The sequence below is a fragment of the Eubacterium sp. AM46-8 genome (genome assembly GCF_003466705.1).
GTDB lineage: Bacteria > Bacillota > Clostridia > Lachnospirales > Lachnospiraceae > Lachnospira.
The window spans coordinates 51,194-70,605 of record NZ_QSEU01000013.1; the positions used below are offsets into that span (position 1 = coordinate 51,194).

15 protein-coding genes and 1 other RNA gene are annotated in these 19,412 nt (G+C 40.3%); 3 read left to right on the top strand and 13 right to left on the bottom strand.

Annotated features, from left to right (window positions below):
* Positions 1–8: 8 nt before the first annotated feature.
* From DW963_RS09605 to DW963_RS09645, 9 genes are all read right to left on the bottom strand, one after another.
* Positions 9–4,442, bottom strand: a complete 4,434-nt coding sequence (locus DW963_RS09605) for a coiled-coil domain-containing protein (protein WP_117915378.1) — start codon at positions 4,440–4,442, stop codon at positions 9–11.
* Positions 4,429–5,145, bottom strand: coding sequence for a DUF6063 family protein (locus DW963_RS09610; RefSeq protein ID WP_117915380.1), 717 nt, complete (start codon positions 5,143–5,145; stop codon positions 4,429–4,431). Before DW963_RS09610 ends, DW963_RS09605 begins: the two co-directional genes overlap by 14 nt.
* The gene (locus DW963_RS09615) at positions 5,135–6,652 is read right to left on the bottom strand and encodes a hypothetical protein (protein ID WP_243269405.1); all 1,518 of its coding nucleotides are present in this window, start codon (positions 6,650–6,652) and stop codon (positions 5,135–5,137) included. The genes DW963_RS09610 and DW963_RS09615 overlap by 11 nt, the downstream gene beginning before the upstream one ends.
* A 94-nt stretch (positions 6,653–6,746) precedes the next feature.
* Positions 6,747–7,343, bottom strand: a complete 597-nt coding sequence (gene recR / locus DW963_RS09620; RefSeq protein WP_012740231.1) for a recombination mediator RecR — start codon at positions 7,341–7,343, stop codon at positions 6,747–6,749.
* Positions 7,343–7,693, bottom strand: a complete 351-nt coding sequence (locus tag DW963_RS09625) for a YbaB/EbfC family nucleoid-associated protein (RefSeq protein ID WP_012740232.1) — start codon at positions 7,691–7,693, stop codon at positions 7,343–7,345. The genes recR and DW963_RS09625 overlap by 1 nt, the downstream gene beginning before the upstream one ends.
* Positions 7,693–9,330 (bottom strand): DNA polymerase III subunit gamma/tau, encoded by a 1,638-nt coding sequence (dnaX, locus tag DW963_RS09630; RefSeq protein WP_117915384.1) that lies wholly within the window; start codon positions 9,328–9,330, stop codon positions 7,693–7,695. The genes DW963_RS09625 and dnaX overlap by 1 nt, the downstream gene beginning before the upstream one ends.
* Positions 9,331–9,560: 230 nt before the next feature.
* An RNA gene (gene ffs, locus DW963_RS09635) (signal recognition particle sRNA large type) lies at positions 9,561–9,823 on the bottom strand.
* A gap of 133 nt (positions 9,824–9,956) precedes the next feature.
* A complete protein-coding gene (locus DW963_RS09640) occupies positions 9,957–10,520 on the bottom strand; it encodes a prolyl-tRNA synthetase associated domain-containing protein (protein ID WP_117915386.1) in 564 nt (187 codons plus the stop codon).
* Between the two features lie 35 nt (positions 10,521–10,555).
* Positions 10,556–11,473 (bottom strand): ABC transporter ATP-binding protein, encoded by a 918-nt coding sequence (locus DW963_RS09645; RefSeq protein ID WP_117915388.1) that lies wholly within the window; start codon positions 11,471–11,473, stop codon positions 10,556–10,558.
* 310 nt (positions 11,474–11,783) lie between these two features.
* Between DW963_RS09645 and DW963_RS09650 the strand changes: the two genes are divergently transcribed.
* Positions 11,784–12,296: a nucleoside deaminase gene (locus tag DW963_RS09650; protein ID WP_353652806.1), complete on the top strand. Its 513-nt coding sequence runs from the start codon at positions 11,784–11,786 to the stop codon at positions 12,294–12,296.
* Here the strand turns inward: DW963_RS09650 and DW963_RS09655 are convergent.
* Together DW963_RS09655 and DW963_RS09660 are read right to left on the bottom strand one after the other, a co-directional pair.
* Complete coding sequence (locus tag DW963_RS09655; protein ID WP_117915390.1) at positions 12,284–12,613, bottom strand: DUF6128 domain-containing protein; 330 nt, start codon at positions 12,611–12,613, stop codon at positions 12,284–12,286. The genes DW963_RS09650 and DW963_RS09655 overlap by 13 nt on opposite strands.
* A complete protein-coding gene (locus DW963_RS09660; protein WP_117915391.1) occupies positions 12,595–13,251 on the bottom strand; it encodes a hypothetical protein in 657 nt (218 codons plus the stop codon). Before DW963_RS09660 ends, DW963_RS09655 begins: the two co-directional genes overlap by 19 nt.
* A 264-nt stretch (positions 13,252–13,515) precedes the next feature.
* Between DW963_RS09660 and rsmA the strand changes: the two genes are divergently transcribed.
* Positions 13,516–14,397 (top strand): 16S rRNA (adenine(1518)-N(6)/adenine(1519)-N(6))-dimethyltransferase RsmA, encoded by an 882-nt coding sequence (rsmA, locus tag DW963_RS09665; protein ID WP_243004270.1) that lies wholly within the window; start codon positions 13,516–13,518, stop codon positions 14,395–14,397.
* Positions 14,398–14,585: 188 nt separating this feature from the next.
* Here rsmA and DW963_RS09670 read toward each other — a convergent pair whose 3' ends face one another.
* Positions 14,586–15,407 carry a TatD family hydrolase gene (locus tag DW963_RS09670; RefSeq protein ID WP_117915393.1) on the bottom strand — a complete coding sequence of 274 codons (822 nt, stop codon included), beginning with the start codon at positions 15,405–15,407 and terminating at the stop codon, positions 14,586–14,588.
* A gap of 5 nt (positions 15,408–15,412) precedes the next feature.
* On the bottom strand, positions 15,413–17,386 hold the full coding sequence (gene metG / locus DW963_RS09675; RefSeq protein ID WP_117915395.1) for a methionine--tRNA ligase: 1,974 nt from the start codon (positions 17,384–17,386) through the stop codon (positions 15,413–15,415).
* Positions 17,387–17,575: 189 nt separating this feature from the next.
* Here metG and DW963_RS09680 point away from each other — a divergent pair, with 189 nt between their 5' ends.
* Positions 17,576–19,390: a DUF885 domain-containing protein gene (locus DW963_RS09680; RefSeq protein WP_158568690.1), complete on the top strand. Its 1,815-nt coding sequence runs from the start codon at positions 17,576–17,578 to the stop codon at positions 19,388–19,390.
* The last annotated feature ends 22 nt before the right edge of the window (positions 19,391–19,412 follow it).

The following is a 19,412-nucleotide window of genomic DNA, read 5'->3' on the forward strand; positions in this document are numbered from 1 at the left end:
CAAATATGTTACAAAAAATCAAACGTAGCCTGTTCGTAATCCATTCTTGTGTATTCCAATTCTGATTCCTTCGTGCTGCTGTAATAATCAACAACCACAGTCTGCTGCCTTGAATCTACCAGCTTCTGACCAAGTATGTAATTAACATCGAATCTTCCTGTAATAGCAGGAGTTGCGCCTCTTGCTGGAACAATAAGCTGGACATGATTAGTTGCAAGCAGCTTGAATATTGGCTCCCATATGTATATATCCTTTGCCGCACCAAACGGGTTATCGATAAATATTGTCTTACCCTCAACACCTTCATTGCCTGAAGAATTCATATTAGATATGTAGTTGATAATCGCAATAAGGAACTGGATATATATACCCTGCGACTGTCCTGTTGAGCCAACCGCTTCCTCATATCTTAAGTAACGGCTCTGGTCCTTGATTCTCTCTCTCTTATACAGATTAATTCTGATTGAATTCATGTCTGTGACAATAACTGAGAAAAGTCTCTTCCATGACAGTCTGTTTCTTATATACTTAAGTCTTTCCGCAGGATCCTTAAAGCTTTCCGCCATAAATACAGTTTCATCAATATATTCAGACATCTTTTCCTTATATAATTCTTCCTTTATATAAGGAATCTGCAGACTGATTATTGCAATCTGTTCTCCGTCAAGATTGATATTAGACAACTGTGGCAGACGGTCAAGCTCAGTCTTAATGTTGCTGCATGTCTGGATACAACGATTTTCGAAGTTATCCTTAATCATCTGCATATCCTCTATACCCTTGGCAATGCGGTCTTTTTCTAACTGTATAAATGTGTTCGTCTCATTTAACGATTCAATCATACTTCTGGTCTTAGCCACATTTTCAGGAACATTCAGCGATATCCTTACTTCATCTGCAAGCTCGACTGCATTAAATCCGTTAAGCAGGTCAATAAGTTTAGATTTATTCTTATTAAATTCATCAACCTTCTTATACTCTAATCTGGTAATTGAAGCATATTCTTTATGAACAGCCTCATATTCTTTAAGGTCAGCCGTTATTTCGACAGCATCCTCCGGGCGGAATTCTTCTGGAACATGCATGCCAGCGTCAGATACAATCCTTTCAAGATCTTTTCTGCACACCAGAATATCTTTGAAAGAATCGGACATCTGTCTACGAGTCTTTTCCTGTGTCTTAGTATTGTCCTCTAATTTCTTAATCAATGCCTTGTGCTGTGTAATGAATCCATCTGGGTCATCGCATGGGAATTCATTAAAGCTTCCATAATTATTCTCAATCTGGTTAATACCATGTGCGATACTTCCCTCAAGTCTATTAAAAAGTGCTTCCTGTGACTCAAGCTCTTCCCTTACAGAATCACTACTCTTCACAAGATTATTAAGAGCATCCTTGGCATTCCTTAACTGCTGTGAACCTGCTGCCTTAATCTCACCTGCTTCATACTTTGCCTTAATATCGTCAAATGTATAACCTCTGTACTCTATTGCATCACGACATTTGTTCATAGATGCAGACAGATGGTTCATCAGCGCCTGCTTATCTGCAAAGTCACTGTTCTTCTGTGAAAGTGCTGTCTTTAATCCGGTGAATCTGCTCTCTATTTCATCCTTATCAAGACGGTATGTATCGTCATCGATTTCTATTGAAACATTTTCATCATAATAAGGTGCGTACTGCTCCTCCCATGACTTAATGATTTCATCATATGCCTTTCTTGTATTGTCCTCGAAATCTCTCGCGGTATCATACTCAGAATTAGCAGAAGCTGCTGCCTCCTCGCACTCATATATGCGGTTTCTTGCACTATCCACATCAGCCTTCAGTCCCTTTAAGCGCTCATACTTTTTATCTATAGAAGTATTCATCTCCATAATACGCGAGAGCAGGCTACATGCTGTTTCCTTCTCTTCTATATCATCTCTTGTCTGTGCGAGGTTCCTTGAAAGCTGCTCTTTAACCTCATTTAACACACCTCTCTTCTTCTCAGCCTCAATAATTGCAGCCTCGCTGTCAGCAATCTTTAATCTGATTGCTTCTGCCTCGGACACATCCACCTTTCCAGACGCAGCATTATATACAAGTGCAAATGTATAATCATTCCACACAAGCTCCATTCTGTCGGCCAGCTTTCCTGCCTGCGCCTTATGCGACTCAAGCTCCTCCTGTGCAAGCTTAATCTGTGTCTCAAGCTTTGCCTCATCACGCAGGAACGACATATCCTTTAATGCGAATACAATCAGGTCTTTGTTAATCTCTAACTTAGTATCAATAAGCACCTGCTCGCTTATAACAGGATAAGCAGCCGCACCCTTGCCAAAATCCTTAAGCATCTCGTCTGCTTTGATTCTCTCGAAATCGTTCTTTATTATAAATGCGTACTCAATGAAAGGTGTTCTCTTTAATACATCTCTCTTCTGTCCTGCATTCAGGGTTGCGAACCACTCATGACCCTCAACAACATCTGAACCATACTGGCTCTCAAGGTATTCCTTAAGCCTGTCTCTTTCAGGACTCTTACAGATATATGTTCCCTTTCTTGCATTGTCAATAAAGCTATCAAGTTCCTGGGCTGCCTTACACTCTTCTGTATATTCACTACGCATCTTCTGGTAAGTCTCAAGAATAACCGAAAGCATTGCCTCGTCATTATCTGCACTGTATATTTCACGAATTTTGCCCATGCGCTCGTTATCAGCATTTCCAGCCTCATCAGCCTTTTCAAGCTTTTCTGACTGCTCTGTAAATATATCAATAAGTGCTTTATTGGCAGATATTGTCTCATTAAGTGACATTAACTGCTGCTGCACATCATTGAATTTTTCGGACATTCTTGTCTCTTCATTCTTTAACAGTTCTTTATCCCTGAATGACTTGTCATATTCTTCAGACACATTTTCACATACAACAGTTCCTGCCTCTGATAAAGCTGCTCCAAGCTGTGTATGTAATTCCTGTATCTCATTCTCAAGATTATCCGAAAGACTGCCAAGACCTGCCGCCTCTTTGTCAGCATTTCTAAGGTTATCCTTAGCCTCTGATAATCTGACTTCCAGAGCCTTAACACGGTTAGCTGCTATATCAAGCTTTTCCTTAAGTCTTCTGGTCTCTGTCTCATAGAATTTTCTGTAACCTGCAGCAAGTATCTTTAACTCTGCTGTTATATCAGTATCTTCTCTTAATCTGTTATCTATCGCAATCTGAAGTCCTTTATAAGACTTCTCGTATTCTGCATAATCTTTATAATCACCCGCAGACTCCATCAAAGAAAGCTTTCCTCTTGCCTCTTCAATTGCAGTATTCTTGAGTTCAAGTGCCTTTCTTGTCTCATTAACAAGGCTCTCAACTCCTGCCATCGAATTCTTTTCAGACATAACCTCTGCAACTGCTATAGCTTCCTTCTCGTGTGCAAGCTCATCATACATCTTAGTGATAAGGTCATCCTGACTCTTAAGTTCCTTATCCTTCTTATCACTTTCCCGCATAGCAACAAGAAGCAGGTCATATAGCTGCTTCTCTATTTCTTCTTTTCTGTTGTAAAATGCTTCATATGTCGACAGATATTCTTTAAAACTGTCGATAGCTGCAATCTGGCTGTCATATGCTCCAAGCTGTGAGTGTTTCTTTGAAAGCTCCACTAACTTGTCCTTAATATCCATAAGAGTCTGAGCCATCATGCCCTCATCATTATCAACTGACAGCTTGTTATTGAAGGATTTCTGGATAATCTCCTCTATAAGCAGATCCTCAACAACCTTACGGCTTGTCTTATAATTTGACTCAAAATATGTTCTTACATGCCCCTCTGTCTTGTTAATTCCACGCACAATTTCCCATGCACTCTCATATATTCCGTAGTTGCTTATGAAGCTCTGGTAATCACCTTTTCTGTCAAATATCTTAACAACATATTTGTACCCGCCCTTCTCAAGGTCACGAAGATAAGCCTTAAGTCCGTTATATGTAATTCTCTCTCCATTACTTACAAGTGGAAGATTCTTAATATCGTTATCGCCAAACTCCCTGTAGAATATGCAGTAGTTAAAGTATTCAACACTTGCTGTCGGTGCAGCTGTCTGTTCCTGTCCATCCTGATTCTCATCGTCTGTGCCTCTTCCCTTTCTTGCACAGAAACCAGTTGTCATGAACCTGAAACCATCCTTCTGATAACATGGATCTAACTTCCACTCAACCAAAGAATGAATACATGTATTACCGCTTCCCTGTCTGAAAAGCTTCTCAATAGGCTGCTTGTCATCAAGTGTGCAGTTAGGAAGCATATTCTGCATAAGAAGCAGCATAAGCAGACTCTTACCACCGCCATTGGCAAGGTCATATATAGTATTCTGGCAGTTGAAGCGCATCACGAAATCGTCGTACACCTGTGTACCGAAATTATATTTAACATTATTAACTCTGATTCTGTTAATCTGTGGCATCGCGTCCTCCATTCATAAGTTCGGCAAATCGTCCTCTGTAATCATCAAAATAATTCTCTATAAGACTTCTAAATCTGTCTGTCGGATAATATCTGTCCTGACTCTCAACTAAAAGTTCCTGCGCAACGCAGAAATTAAGCACAAGCTTTACCATACCCGACTTTGAATTTCTTGCTGCTCTCGCTCCTGTCTGATCCTCTACTGTTGTCACCGGAAGCTCGTCCCATGTAAGTGCTATCTGCTTAAAGCTGTTCTCCTCAACCTCATCAAGCACAAGCCCTGCGCTCTTATCGACAATACCACCTGTTGTCTTATCAACATTTTTAATGATGTCCTCAAGTCTTATGAACTCAGCATAAGTTGAACTCATTGTATCTGAATAAAACTCTGTTATTATGTTGTAGATTATGAAATACGCAAGATATAATTCTTTATTAACTCTTAATCCAAGTACATTTCTTAATTCCTCGTTGGAATATCCAAACACCCTGTTATTATCACCTGCACTCACATACAGACCATTGTTATATTCATATATGTTAAGATTAAGTTTCTTAAGTGACATATGAACGATGTCATACACTTCTGCATTATTATTGTATTCCTGATAAAGAGCTGCATTCCCGCCCCTCTCAGACACATTTTCCCCTGTGATAAGCTTGGAAACTATGTCCAGCGCCTTATCTAGATTTCTATTCTCCATGTGCTTCCTTTCGTACCAATTCAACATCTGCCATCATACAGTTATCCGACAATATAACCTGCCCGCCAAGCCCTTTTCTTATTGCAAATGTAAAGCTTTCCGTATCTTTAAAGCCTTCCCCTAAGTATGCATCAAGAAATGTATCTTCTCCCGCATCACCGCCAAGCTGGTACTCATCCTTCTGGCACAGATTAACAAAGAAAGAGAAGAAATCTGCATTTCTTAGAATCTGCTCACCATACGCCCTCTTCATTGCATCTGCAAACTGACCGAGTGTTATAATGTCCGATTTTTTCAAACACGCAATGAGATTTTTCATAAGGAATATGTAATTGTCCTTAATTCTCTTTTCTTCAATCTCATCTGCGAATTCAATATCTTCCGGTCTTTCATTGCTTATAAGCTCTTTCTCCTCATATCTTGGAGGCTTCACCATAAGCGCATCATCAATGCTTATCAGGTCAAATGTCTTTCTTATGTTCGGCTTTAGAAGCGGACTTAACATTGTGACTAATATATCTGCATTATCCCTCTTAATCATATCTGAAAGTGCCGATGTGAAATCCATATGGCTTCTTAATCTGCCAAGCTTGGCGCGTCTTACTGCGTCATCGGTCATCTTCTGCATTTCTGTACAATCCTTTAAAAGTTCGCTGTGCCTGTTCATTGCCTGCTTAAGCTGAGTCTCAAGACTGTATATTTCGTTCATCGTCCTGTAATAGCCTTCGCCTGTGCTGCCCGATGCATTAAGCTTCTCGATTGATTTTGCAATAAGGTCACGGTTCTTCTTAAAAAGCTTTTCTTCATCATCAAACCATTTCATTCCTGTCTTGACGAATTCCTCATAAGCCTCTATTCCTGCAAATACATCACCCGACAGAATTGTCAGCACTTCATTCTTCTTTAACTTAAGGCGGTTGACCTCTTCGTTGATTCTTTCAACCACTTCAACTCCGCCACGGAAGTTCTGTGAATTAATCATTTTTTCAAGAAGAAGCTGGGATACGCTTATCCTGCTCTCGTCCTTGATTTCCTTGGTATCAAGATAGAATTCAATAGCATCCGGACTTATCGAATACCACACGGTATTGTCCCTTATCGAGCTCTCAATAATCTTCATTCTTGAGACTCTCTTTTTCCTGTCCACCGGGTCAAAATACGAAAATTCAAATGGTCTGCCATCATTCTTTATCTTGTCAAATATATAATCAGCAATCTCCTTGCTGTCCTGTTCATTCAAATCAAGCCCGAAATCTCTCTTAAGTATCAGCCTTAAGAAATCGAGATATTCGGGATATGTAACATCCTTTTCCTTAAAATTATTCTCCTCTATAAAGAAACGGAGAACTGCCATAACTATATACCCCATATCAAGGATTTCGTATTTGCCATCCTTGAAATTAGAAAATGATGTATCTATCAGTCTGAAGAAAGGATAATATTTCTTCAGATTAAGCATTCGTTCACGGTGATCCGATATGATATCACCTGTCATATTCTCTGCCATAGTATTCTTCATTTCTGCGCACACATTTTACACATATTGTCTTAACGCCCGGTGCGCCAGGGCATTAAGCTTAAAGCTTGGTTCTTCACCAAATTTAAAGCTCGGTTCTTCCGTCTAATGCTCTTAAAAGTGTAACCTCATCGATATATTCAAGATCGCCGCCGACAGGAACTCCGCTTGCAATTCTTGTCACCTTAATTCCTGTTGGCTTTATCATTTTGCTTATGTACATTGCTGTTGTCTCACCCTCCAGATTGGAATTAGTTGCGATAATAACCTCGTCAACATCTCCCTGAAGCCTTACCATAAGCTCCTTTAACCTGATATCAGCCGGTCCGATTCCAAGCATCGGGCTTATTGCTCCATGAAGAACATGATATACGCCCTCGTACTTTCCTGTCTTTTCATATGCCGCCATATCTCTTGTATGTTCAACTACCATAATTGTCTTATGGTCTCTTTTCTGGTCGCGGCATATCGGACACAGTTCTTCATCTGTAAGTGTAAAACACTCCTTACAGTAGTGAATATGCTGCTTTGCATCAATCATTGTGTCTGCAAGGCTCTTAACCTCAGACTCAGGCATGTTTATAATGTGAAATGCCAGGCGCTGGGCGCTCTTCGCCCCAACCCCTGGTAATCTCGACAATTCTTCAATTAATCTGTTAATATGACCACTGTAGATGTCCATTAGAATAAGCCTCCGCCTAATCCTCCAAGTCCTCCAGTAATCTTAGCCATCTGTGCCTGTGACTCTTCTTCGCATTTTCTTAAAGCTTCATTAGTAGCTGCTACGATTAAATCCTCAAGCATCTCTACATCATCTGGATCAACTGCTTCAGGGTCAATCTTAACCTTAGATACTTCTCTCTTACCTGTAACAGTTACCTCAACTACTCCGCCGCCTGCTGTCGCACTGAATTCCTTATTCTCAAGCTCTGCCTGCTGCTCCTCCATCTGACGCTGCATTCTCTGTGCCTGCTTCATCAGATTATTCATATTACCAGGCATTCCTCCTGGAAAACCACCTCTTTTAGCCATTATATAAGTTCCTCCTTATCATCTACTTCTATATCTATGCCTACGAGTTCCTTAAGGTCCACGAATCTGCTGTGGAAATCCTCATCATCGTTAAGCTTAGTCACTTTAATTGAAACCCTTACTCCTGTTCTCTCCTCAATGACATTCTCTATGCTTTCCATAACTTCCTGTCTGCTGAGTGAATTATAGGCACTAAGTGATTCTACCATAATTTCAAGACTAATTCCATCTTCTGCTAATGTAACATGTGCAGCCTGTAAAAATGTCTGATTAACCGGGTCGTCTATCGTTGCTATGATATCCTTCCAGCCTGCCGCTATTGCCTTAACATCTTCCGGAACAGCGTCATATACACGCTTAACTACAGGCTTCTTTGGAGTCTGCTGCTGTACTGCTGCCTGGCCTCCCTCAGCGCCACCCGCCATACCTGCTGCGCTTACAAGTTTACCGCTTTTAATATCATCAAGTACTTTCTGTAACTGCCCTTCAAGCATTGTCACACGGCTTACAACATCGCCAATATCCTGACTGTTATCCATTGCCGGGCGCATCAGCTTTATAAATGTTATCTCTGTCTTAACTCTTTTCTGTGTAGAAAACTTCAGGTCATTCGATAATTCTGACAACACTCTTATATAATACATAAGTGTATCTATATCTACATTCTGTGCATCTTTCTTCAGGTCTTCAAGATTATCTGCTGATACTTCTATTACGTCTTCAATTCTTTCTGCATCTTTGGTTGTCTTAATAAGAAGCAGATTTCTAAGATACCATATAAAATCTGTAACAAATTGTGAAAGGTCTCTTCCCTGCATTATCAGATCTTCCATAAGTGACATGCACACAGCAACATCTCCTGACAGGATTGTTGAAAGCATTTTACTAAATACCGCCGTGTCAACTGCCCCAAGAACATCTAATACATTTTCATACTTAAGGTCTTTCCCCAGATAGAATGCCAGACACTGGTCTAACAGACTTAACGCATCTCGCATAGAACCATCTGCAGCTTTGGCAACATATTTTATTGCCTTATCCTCTACATTCAGTCCCTCCGCCTTCATAAGTTCTGACAGCCTGCCTGCAATTGTCTCTATTGTTATCCTATGGAAGTCATATCTCTGACATCTTGAAAGGATTGTAATAGGAATCTTCGCCACTTCTGTAGTAGCCAGTATAAATATTACATATGCAGGAGGTTCTTCCAATGTCTTTAACAGTGCATTGAACGCTCCTATAGAAAGCATATGAACCTCATCAATTATATAGACTTTGAATCTTCCTTCTGTCGGTGAGTACTGTACTTCTTCTCTTATCTGTCTTATATTATCGACACCATTGTTAGATGCCGCATCTATCTCTATTACATTCATGCTTGTTCCAGCCGCAATCGCCTTGCATGTCGGACACTCCCCACAAGGATTGCCATCAACCGGATGCTCACAATTAACTGCCTTCGCAAATATCTTGGCAACTGATGTCTTACCAGTTCCTCTCGTTCCGCAGAACAGATATGCATGGCCTATTCTGTCTGCATTAATCTGATTTCGCAGGGTTGTTACTATTGTATCCTGTCCTTTGACATCATTGAAATTGTCAGGACGCCATTTTCTGTATAAAGCCTGATATGACATGGTTACCTCCCTCTGCGTTGTATCTACTTTCGCAGCCCTTAACCTCATGCGTAAAACCATCCGCCTCCGGCGTCTGTCGCTGCTTCGCAGCTTATGTTTTACTTATGTCGGTTAAGTTCCTGCTTCGCAGGATAATTTAGGAATATCATACAGCTTCTTACGTGCAAGCATGACGAATCTGCCTGACATTCCTAAATTAGCTGCGACGAGTAACATTTTAATAACAAAAGCCGTGCGTCCGGCTTCGAACTTCAGTCCACAGACGTTACCGATGCAGTTAGCTCGATCCAGGCACCCTTTCAACACCCGGAAGGTTCCACTTAATGCTGCTTCATTCCTGACCTGACATGGTTCGTGGATTTCCGTCGTGAAAGACCCAAATGTCAACACCACTTACACCGGGCTGCTCCATAAACATCAGCCCTCTGCCGAACATCACCCCTGCTATAGCGGATTGCAGGTTCAAGGTGCCGCTACTACCCCGGCTGCACGGTATTTCAATTATACTTGTTACATATGCCTGTTGTCAAGGTGTGAAGCGTTGACAAAATAAGACAGCCTCCGCAATCCACGCAGAAGCTGCCTTAAACCATTACCTTAAACGTATTACTCCAAACATATTATTCCTATCCCTCATCCTTAGATTCTTCATACCTAGGCAGCTCAACTATCACCGCCTCATGATGAACAGCCGGAAGGAATTTCTCCATCACTTCCTTAGTCTTTAACTTAAGACTTGATGTATTGATGCAGGGATGACATCCGAGAGATTCTCCCTCAAGCACTTCCTTATCCATCAGTAACTGCACATGATTATCCGTATCATTCATAAGTCCCATTATGGATACCGAACCCGGTGTTATATCAAGGAATTCCTCCATATATGATTCATCTGCAAATGAAAGTCTCGCTGAATTAATCTGCTTACTCAGATCCTTTGTCTTAAATGGCTTGTCACCCGGCATCATAAGCATATAAAAATTCGTCTTCTGTCTGTTACATAAGAAAAGATTCTTACATATAAGTGTGTCCAGAATCTTATCTATGTCATTACACACTTCCATTGTTGTAGCAGGCTCATGGTCTGTTCTGTAATATTCCATTCCAAGCTTGTCCAACAAATCATATACTCTGATTTCTTTTTCTAATCTTCCTGTTTCATCGGCAGGTCTTCCTTTAATAAGTTCCATGATATTTCTCCCTGACAATCTGATATTCCAATATTCTACTCAAAATAATACAGATATACATCCTCAAGGTCAATATTATCTCCAACTTTTACTGCTTCTTCTGGCAGCTCATCACCTACAACTCTTAATGCAAGACCGTTCTTTCTCTGTCTGATATTGCCAATCTTGTATTCCTTCTGCAGCTCACCGACCTCGTCAAGCGTGCATGTTATCTCACCGACTTTTCCAGCCATGCTTTCAATCAGCTCAACCGGTGTTCCTGTTGCAATTATCTCTCCACTCTTTAGAAGCAGTACCTTATCTGCAATACATTCAATATCACTTACAACATGAGTTGCGAAAAGAATTATCTTGTCCTTAGACAACTCTGCAATATAGTTTCTGATTGAAATTCTCTCTTTAGGGTCAAGTCCTGCTGTCGGCTCATCAAGTATAAGAATCTTAGGATTGCCAAGAAGTGCCTGTGCAAGCAGCACTCTCTGCTTCATTCCTCCTGAAAATCCTCCAATCTTCTTATATGCAACCTTAGTAAGATTAACTACCTCAAGCAACTCGTCAATCTGCTGGTTGACCGTCTTAACAACCTCATTGCCATTCTCATCAGTAGTCTTAATCTTCTTAACACCCTTAATCTCTGCCATATATTTAAGAAATGCTTTAGGCGAAAAATCCTCATAAAACCCCTGCTGCTGCGGCATGTATCCAACCAATCCCCTGAACTGTTTGCCAAGCTTTAATATATCTTCCTCGGCACTGTCCTCTCCAAAAAGAATGCTTCCACCATTCATCTTGTCTCTTGATACATTATCAGTGATAAGATTAATCATAGTACTCTTTCCTGCTCCATTAGCACCAAGAATACCATATACTCCCGGTGTAAATGTATAATTAATCCCCTTCAGTGCCTGAACTGTACCATAAGTTTTCTTTAAATTCCTTACCTCTAATTTCATACCCTGTACCTTCTCTTTCCTAAAGATTTTCCAACCTTCATCATAACCAGCATAATTACAAGCTCGCATACCAGCTCTGTCACATAACGCACAATCATGAATTATACTACCGATGCATGAAGTATAAGACTTTTGATCCCCACGATACTGCCTGCTGATATAATCATTATACTACTAATCAGTTCCATTGCAATCATAATTCTGCGCACGTCCCCTCCTTTTATTATTAATACGAAAAATGTTCCTGATAAGTTGACGCATTTTCACAAAAAAGTTAAAATTTTTATAATATTTTGTGGAGGATAATCTAGTGGAGAATACTCAGGTGGTTTTTGATAAAGATGATTACAGATATATGAAACAGGCAATCACGCAGGCTAAGAAGGCTTATAAACTCAATGAAGTGCCTATCGGCTGTGTGATTGTGTATGAAGGAAAGGTTATAGGAAGAGGCTACAACCGCCGTAACACTGATAAAACCTCTCTCGGCCATGCCGAGATTACTGCAATTAAGAAAGCCAGCCGCTACATGAACGACTGGCGTCTTGAGGACTGCACTTTATATGTTACACTTGAACCTTGCCAAATGTGTGCAGGTGCTATTGTTCAGGCAAGAATTCCAAGAGTTGTTATCGGCTCAATGAACCCTAAAGCCGGATGTGCCGGTTCTATACTTAACATCCTTCAGATCCAACATTTAATCACCAGTGCGAGATCACTAAAGGTGTATGTGAAGAAGAATGTTCAGAAATGCTCACAACATTTTTTAAGGAGCTGCGTAAAAGCAAGAAAAAAGATGCCAATGCCTGATTATATTTCCTGATACCAGTATCCAAAATATGGATTGGCGTAGTCACTCCTGTGGCTCTTCTTAAAATTATTAAAGCCAAACATTGAAGCCATGTAGCGTTCACGGTTGCAGTACATTCCCGGAACACCAATGAAATATTTAGTATTATCAAGGTTATCGCGCACTCTTCCAAAAAGTATATGCCTGAAATTATAATAGCCATGCAGCAGGAAGCTGTTTCCCGCGATATCAATTTCATTCTGGTTAAGACACTTTAACTTCTCTGGCGACACTTCTATACAATCATAGAAGTAATCATCATCGAATGCATCTATATAATCAGCCCGCACAAAAAGCTTTTCAAAGGATCTGGCCGCGTTGTATCGGCCCTGTGTGCTTTTTGCTGCAAATGTTGTGTTTCCGCAGGTATTTTAGCTGCTGCTCCGGCAGCCTTTATATCTTCTGTGGATATGTCACTTTCGTTTACACTTTCCGCGGTCACACCTGTCTGTGGTCTGTATGCTTCGGCCTGTTTTGACTGAACTGTCTGCGGTCTGCCCGCTGACACAGCAGGTTCTGCCTGAGCCATCTGCGATTCTGCCAGCTCCGGTCTTACCGTTTCTGACCTTAACGATTCTGCCAGAACAGACTCTGACATTTGCTGTCCCCGCTCTTCCTCCTCACTCTGTCTCATACGCTCTTTTATAACTATTCCGGCTTCCACCTGTTTCTTTGCATCCATTCCTGAGAACACAAGCATGTCAGGTGTTACGTCCTCATCCTTCCACATAGACATCATACAATCATATCTTGCATCCTCCCTTGCAACCGCAAGCCCGCATATATCCTTAAATCCATAACCGGTTTCATCGATATTATCAGGATTGAATATTCCACTGTATTCCATCTGTCCCATTTTCACAAGACATTCCCCAAGCTTTATAAGCCTGTAACCACCGTCAGTAACCATCATATATATTCCAAACATTTCCGGACTGTCCGTCTTAACTCCTCTCAAACTGATGTTTAACTTGAACTGCCCTGATGAACTAATGCCTTTGCAAATCCTACATTTCTCCCCTTTACTCCTTCCGGATATGAATATATGTATGAAACAAGACGCTGATAATCCACAATAAACCTCCGCCATAATTAATTCTCTTTTGCACCTTATGCCATGTGTTCTGAAAATATTACAACTTGACATTTTTTATTAAGTTTCATAACATTATTCTTATAGATTGGAGGCAATATGAGCGATAATAAATATAATAATGTTATGCACCTCGGCAACCCAACTAACACGATTGCCGTGCTTAACAGATATGGTTTTGATTTCAAGAAAAAGTTCGGTCAGAACTTTCTTATAGATGAAAATGTTGTTGAGAAAATCGTCCGTGAAGCAGGCGTTACGAAAGACGATTTCGTTGTTGAAGTCGGCCCTGGAATTGGAACAATGACACAGATTCTGTGTGAGAATGCCAGAGAAGTTGTTGCCGTTGAGATTGATAAGAAGCTTATCCCTATTCTTACAGAAGATACTCTTTCTTATTATGACAATGTAACAGTAATCAATGAAGATATCTTAAAGCTTGATATCAAGAAGCTTGCAGATGAGAAGAATGAAGGCAGACCAATCAAGGTTGTTGCCAACCTTCCATACTATATAACAACACCTATTATTATGGGACTTTTTGAGAGCCATGTACCATTAGACAGTATAACTATCATGGTTCAGAAGGAGGTAGCTGACCGCATGCAGTGTGGTCCTGGAACTAAAGATTATGGCGCACTTTCACTTGCTGTACAGTTCTACGCCAGACCTAAGGTTGTGCTTAATGTACCTGCAAGCTGCTTTATGCCTCGTCCTAATGTTGATTCAGCGGTTATCCGTCTTGAGCGCTTCAAGACTCCACCTGTTGATGTTAAGAATGAGCATCTTATGTTCAAGATAATAAGAGCATCATTTAACCAGCGCCGCAAGACTATGCTTAACAGTGTCGGCAATTCCGGCATCGGCATCACTAAAGAAGCTCTTACCAACGCATTAGAAACTATGGGACTTCCGCTTACTATCCGCGGCGAAGCCCTTACACTTGAGCAGTTTGCAGAGCTTAGCAACCTGCTGTGCTAAATAACATGATACCTATAAGTAGTCGCATTTTCGCAACTTTAGTAGGTTTTTTTACAGCAAAATTCTCGTAAAACAGGTTATTTCCAGACTAAAGACCTATATAACAACAAAAAACGGCTATTTAGTAGGTGTTTTCATGGCTTTATCAATAAAAACCACGTTAAAAGACCTACTAAATAGCCGTTTTATTATAACTTATAGGTTTCAGCACCAAAAAGCAGCCTTCTCGCATTCTGGTTAGTAACATCAATAACCTCCTGCGTATCAAGCCCTTTAATCTGCGCCAGCTTTTCTGCAACATATTTTATATTGCGGCTGTCGTTTCTTTTACCTCGGTTAGGCTCAGGTGCCATATATGGACTGTCTGTCTCCAGAACAATTCTATCCATGGGTATATACGCTGCTGCTTCCACAAGCTTCCTGGCATTCTTAAATGTAAGAACACCGCCGATTCCTATAGAAAAGCCCATGTTAAGAAAATCTCTTGCGGCTTCCCTGCTGTATGAATAACAGTGAATTATTCCACCTGTCTCCTGTCCGTGATTACTCTTTAATATGTCGATTGTATCCTGACATGCATCTCTTGAATGAATCATTACCGGCATATGTGTACGGTACGCTACATTCATCTGTGCTGCAAACCATTCACGCTGCTGCTTCTTCTCAGCCGCCGCCATATCTGCATCATCTGACACATAGTAGTAATCAAGTCCGATTTCTCCAAGTGCAACAATCTTTCTGGTCTTAGATTCACCAAGCATGTTTTCCAGCCATTCAATGTCCGATTCTTTCAATCTGACAATATCCTCCGGGTGGAAACCAATCGCTGCGTATACCTTTTCATATTGTGCAGCAAGTGCAAGGGAAGCCTCACAGCCCTGACGGCTTGCACCTACATTAACAATGTAATCAAGCTCCCCTGTATCACTAAGCATGCTTCTTATAAGTTCATCTCTGTCCTCATCAAATCTTTCATCATCATAATGAGCATGAGTTTCAAATATCTTCATATCTATCAGCCAATCTCTGCGCCTTCAATAATATCCTTCTCAAGTGTAAGAACTGATAAGTTATCCTTATCATCCCATGCTGAGATAATCATTCCCTGTGACTCAATACCACAGATCTTTCTTGGCTTTAAATTAGTACATACAACTAACTTCTTACCAATAAGCTCCTCTGGCTTATAGTACTTCTGGATACCTGATACGATAGTTCTCTTCTCATCACCAATCTGAAGCTCGAACTTAAGAAGCTTTGTCTTCTTAACAGCTTCACATGTAAGAACCTTGGCAACTCTGAACTGAACCTTTTCAAAATCATCAAATGTAATCTCAGGCTTAACTTCAACCTGTGGATATTCTGTAACACCATTAGCCTTCTTCTGTGCGTCCTGAATAGCCTCAACCTTTTCCTTAAGGTCCTTCTCGAAGTCAAGTCTTGCGAAAAGAATCTCTGGTGTCTCAGTAACCTTAAGTCCTGTTTCTCTTAAGCCAAATGTTGCAAGGTCATCAAAATCTCTTACTCCTGCCTCTGGATTATCTGGATAAAGCTGTGCAAGAATCTTATCTGTAGTCTCTGGCATGAAAGACTTAAGAAGATTAGCACCGATTGTAATACTCTCAACAAGATTATAGAGCACTTCTGCTAATCTGTCCTGCTGTGCCTCATCCTTTGCAAGAGCCCAAGGCATTGTCTCGTCAATATATTTGTTACATCTCTTAAAGAGTGTGAATACTTCTGTGATAGCATCTGCTACGTGAAGTGTAGCCATCTTTGCCTGAACCTTATCTCTTGTTGCTGTTACAACAGCCTTAAGGTCGCCGTCAATTGCAGCATCCTCTACGCCAGTCTTATTAACAACTCCGCCAAAATACTTGTTAGACATTGCAATTGTTCTGTTTACAAGATTTCCAAGTGTGTTGGCAAGGTCTGAGTTCATACGCTCAACCATAAGCTCCCATGAGATAACACCATCATTCTCAAATGGCATCTCGTGAAGAACAAAGTAACGTACAGCATCAACGCCGAAGAGGTCTACAAGGTCATCTGCATAGATAACATTTCCCTTAGACTTACTCATCTTACCATCATTCTGTAATAACCAAGGATGTCCAAATACCTGCTTAGGAAGTGGCTCTCCAAGTGCCATAAGGAATATTGGCCAGTAAATTGTATGGAATCTGATGATATCCTTACCGATAAGGTGAAGGTCTGCTGGCCAGAACTTCTTGTACTGCTCTGAAGAATTGCCATCAGCATCATATCCGATACCTGTGATATAGTTAGTAAGGGCATCAAGCCATACATAAACTACATGCTTGTCATCAAAGTCAACTGGGATACCCCATTTGAAAGATGTTCTTGATACACATAAATCCTGAAGTCCAGGAAGAAGGAAGTTGTTCATCATCTCATTCTTTCTTGAAACAGGCTGGATGAATTCCGGATGTGTATTGATATGCTCAATAAGCTTGTTGGCATATTTGCTCATCTTGAAGAAATAAGCTTCTTCCTTAGCTGGCTTAACTTCACGTCCACAATCAGGACACTTTCCATCAACAAGCTGGCTCTCTGTCCAGAAAGACTCACATGGAGTACAGTACATGCCTTCATATGAACCCTTATAAATGTCTCCCTGATCATAAAGTTTCTTAAAAATCTTCTGAACCTGCTTCTCATGGTAATCATCTGTTGTTCTGATGAACTTATCATATGAAGTATTCATAAGATCCCAGATTCTCTTGATTTCTGTTGAAACATTATCAACAAATTCCTTAGGTGTAATTCCAGCTTCTTCAGCCTTAAGCTCAATCTTCTGACCATGCTCGTCAGTTCCTGTCTGGAAAAATACATCATAGCCTTCCTGTCTTCTGAATCTTGCAATGCTGTCTGCAAGAACGATTTCATAAGTATTACCGATATGTGGCTTGCCTGATGTATAGGCAATAGCTGTTGTCATATAAAATGGACCTTTACTCTGTGGCATATCATTTCCTCCATAATCTATTATTCTAATTCATCGCTATAACGCAAATGTAGTGTGAATCATTTATCCGTAAACTTTATCATAGAAAAATTTACAATAAGTGTCAAGTCTGTATTAAGTATGATACAATATGTGAATAATAAATCAGTATTTCTTATAATATTAATTAAGACAGAAATGAGGATTAGTATGCATAATAAACAATTTTGCCTTTTACATCAATTTCTTAACAAGACTGTGAGCCTGCTGATAGTTTTTATAATAGTAATTACCCTGTCTGGTTGCAGCCTGCCTTGGAATCACAAGCAGATATCAGAAAACATCATATCTGCCGCCGAGGATAACGCTGATTTCACGGAATATGTAAACAACCTGTTTGCCGACCTGTTAAGTGCCGACATGGTATCTTTGCATGCCTATGTCGAACACCCCAAGAATTTCGGAATTAACGATTATGAGATTACTCTTGGCCGCTACGACCTTGACAATCCCGATGATACCTCAGATTACACCGACATAATATCAACGCTTAAATCATTTGACAGAAGCACACTCTCCGCTAAACAGCAGATTACGCTTGATGAGCTTCTTATGTATATAGAAAATGAGCTGGAATACAGTGATTTGTACATGTTTAATACACAGCTTCAGACAACTACAGGTATTCATGTCCAGCTGCCACTGCTTTTTGCTGAATACACATTTGAAGAAAAGAAGGATATTGACGAATATATTGAACTGCTCTGCGATGTTGACGGATATTTTGAAAATATGGCTGCATTTGAGAAGCTTCGTGCTGACAACGGATATTTTATGGAAGATACCCTTGCCGATGAGGTAATTGAAAGTTGCAAATCATTCCTTGAGACTGCCGGTTTGCCAGATGGTGCAATGATATCAACCTTTAACGAAAAGCTTGCTTCTGTTGACGGACTTTCTTCACAGGATATTGCAGATTATAAAGCTAAAAATGTGTCCGCAGTCAATGAACATGTAATTCCAGGATATCAGTCCCTTGTAAATGCGCTTACTTCATTGAAAGGCACTAACAGATATTCAGGCGGTTTATGCAATTATCCTGATGGTTCACGGTATTTTGAATATATACTCTCTTCAACACTTGGCTGGAGCAAATCTGTTGACGAATATGATAAGCTGGTTGATTCTTACCTCAAGAAATATATGCTTAAAATGCAGTCACTTGCACTTAAAGACTCCTCTATTCTTGATAAATTTGACACATTTTCATTCAATATGACAGACCCGGTTGGCATACTTACCGACCTTAAGAAAAGAATAACCGATGATTTTCCTGAGATTCCAGATGTGAATTATAATATCAAATATGTGTCAAAGGCGCTTGAGGACTACACCAGTCCGGCTATGTACTTTATTCCGCAGCTTGATAACCTTGATATCAATTCAATATACATCAATTCTTCAGGCACTTCTGCGAGTGAATTATATCCTACACTTGCACATGAAGGGTATCCGGGACACATGTACCAGACACAGTATTTTGCCGCAACCAACCCTGACTGGATAAGATACATTATTGCACCAGGCGGATATGTTGAAGGCTGGGCATCATACGTTGAAGTTCTTTCTTATAATTATGCACAGACCGGCAACGATACACTTAACAAAATGTATGCTGCTAATTATGCCACTGTCCTGTGCCTTTATGCAAAAGGGGATATTGGCGTTAATTACTATGGATGGAGTGAAGATGATGTTTACCGATTCATCAGCCAGTATGGTTTTGATGATAAATCTGTCGCCCACGAAATGTATTACGCATTCGTATCTGACCCTGGCAATTATTGCAAATATGTTCTTGGAATGTTAGGATTTGAGCAGTTAAAGACTAAGGCACAAAGCGAGCTTTCTGATAAATTCAATCTTAAAAATTTCCACCAGTATGTACTGGACATGGGACCTGTACAGTTTGATATATTATTTAACAACCTTGATGCATGGATTAAAAAAGAAAAATATAATTAAACATTAAAATAGGTGATGTTAC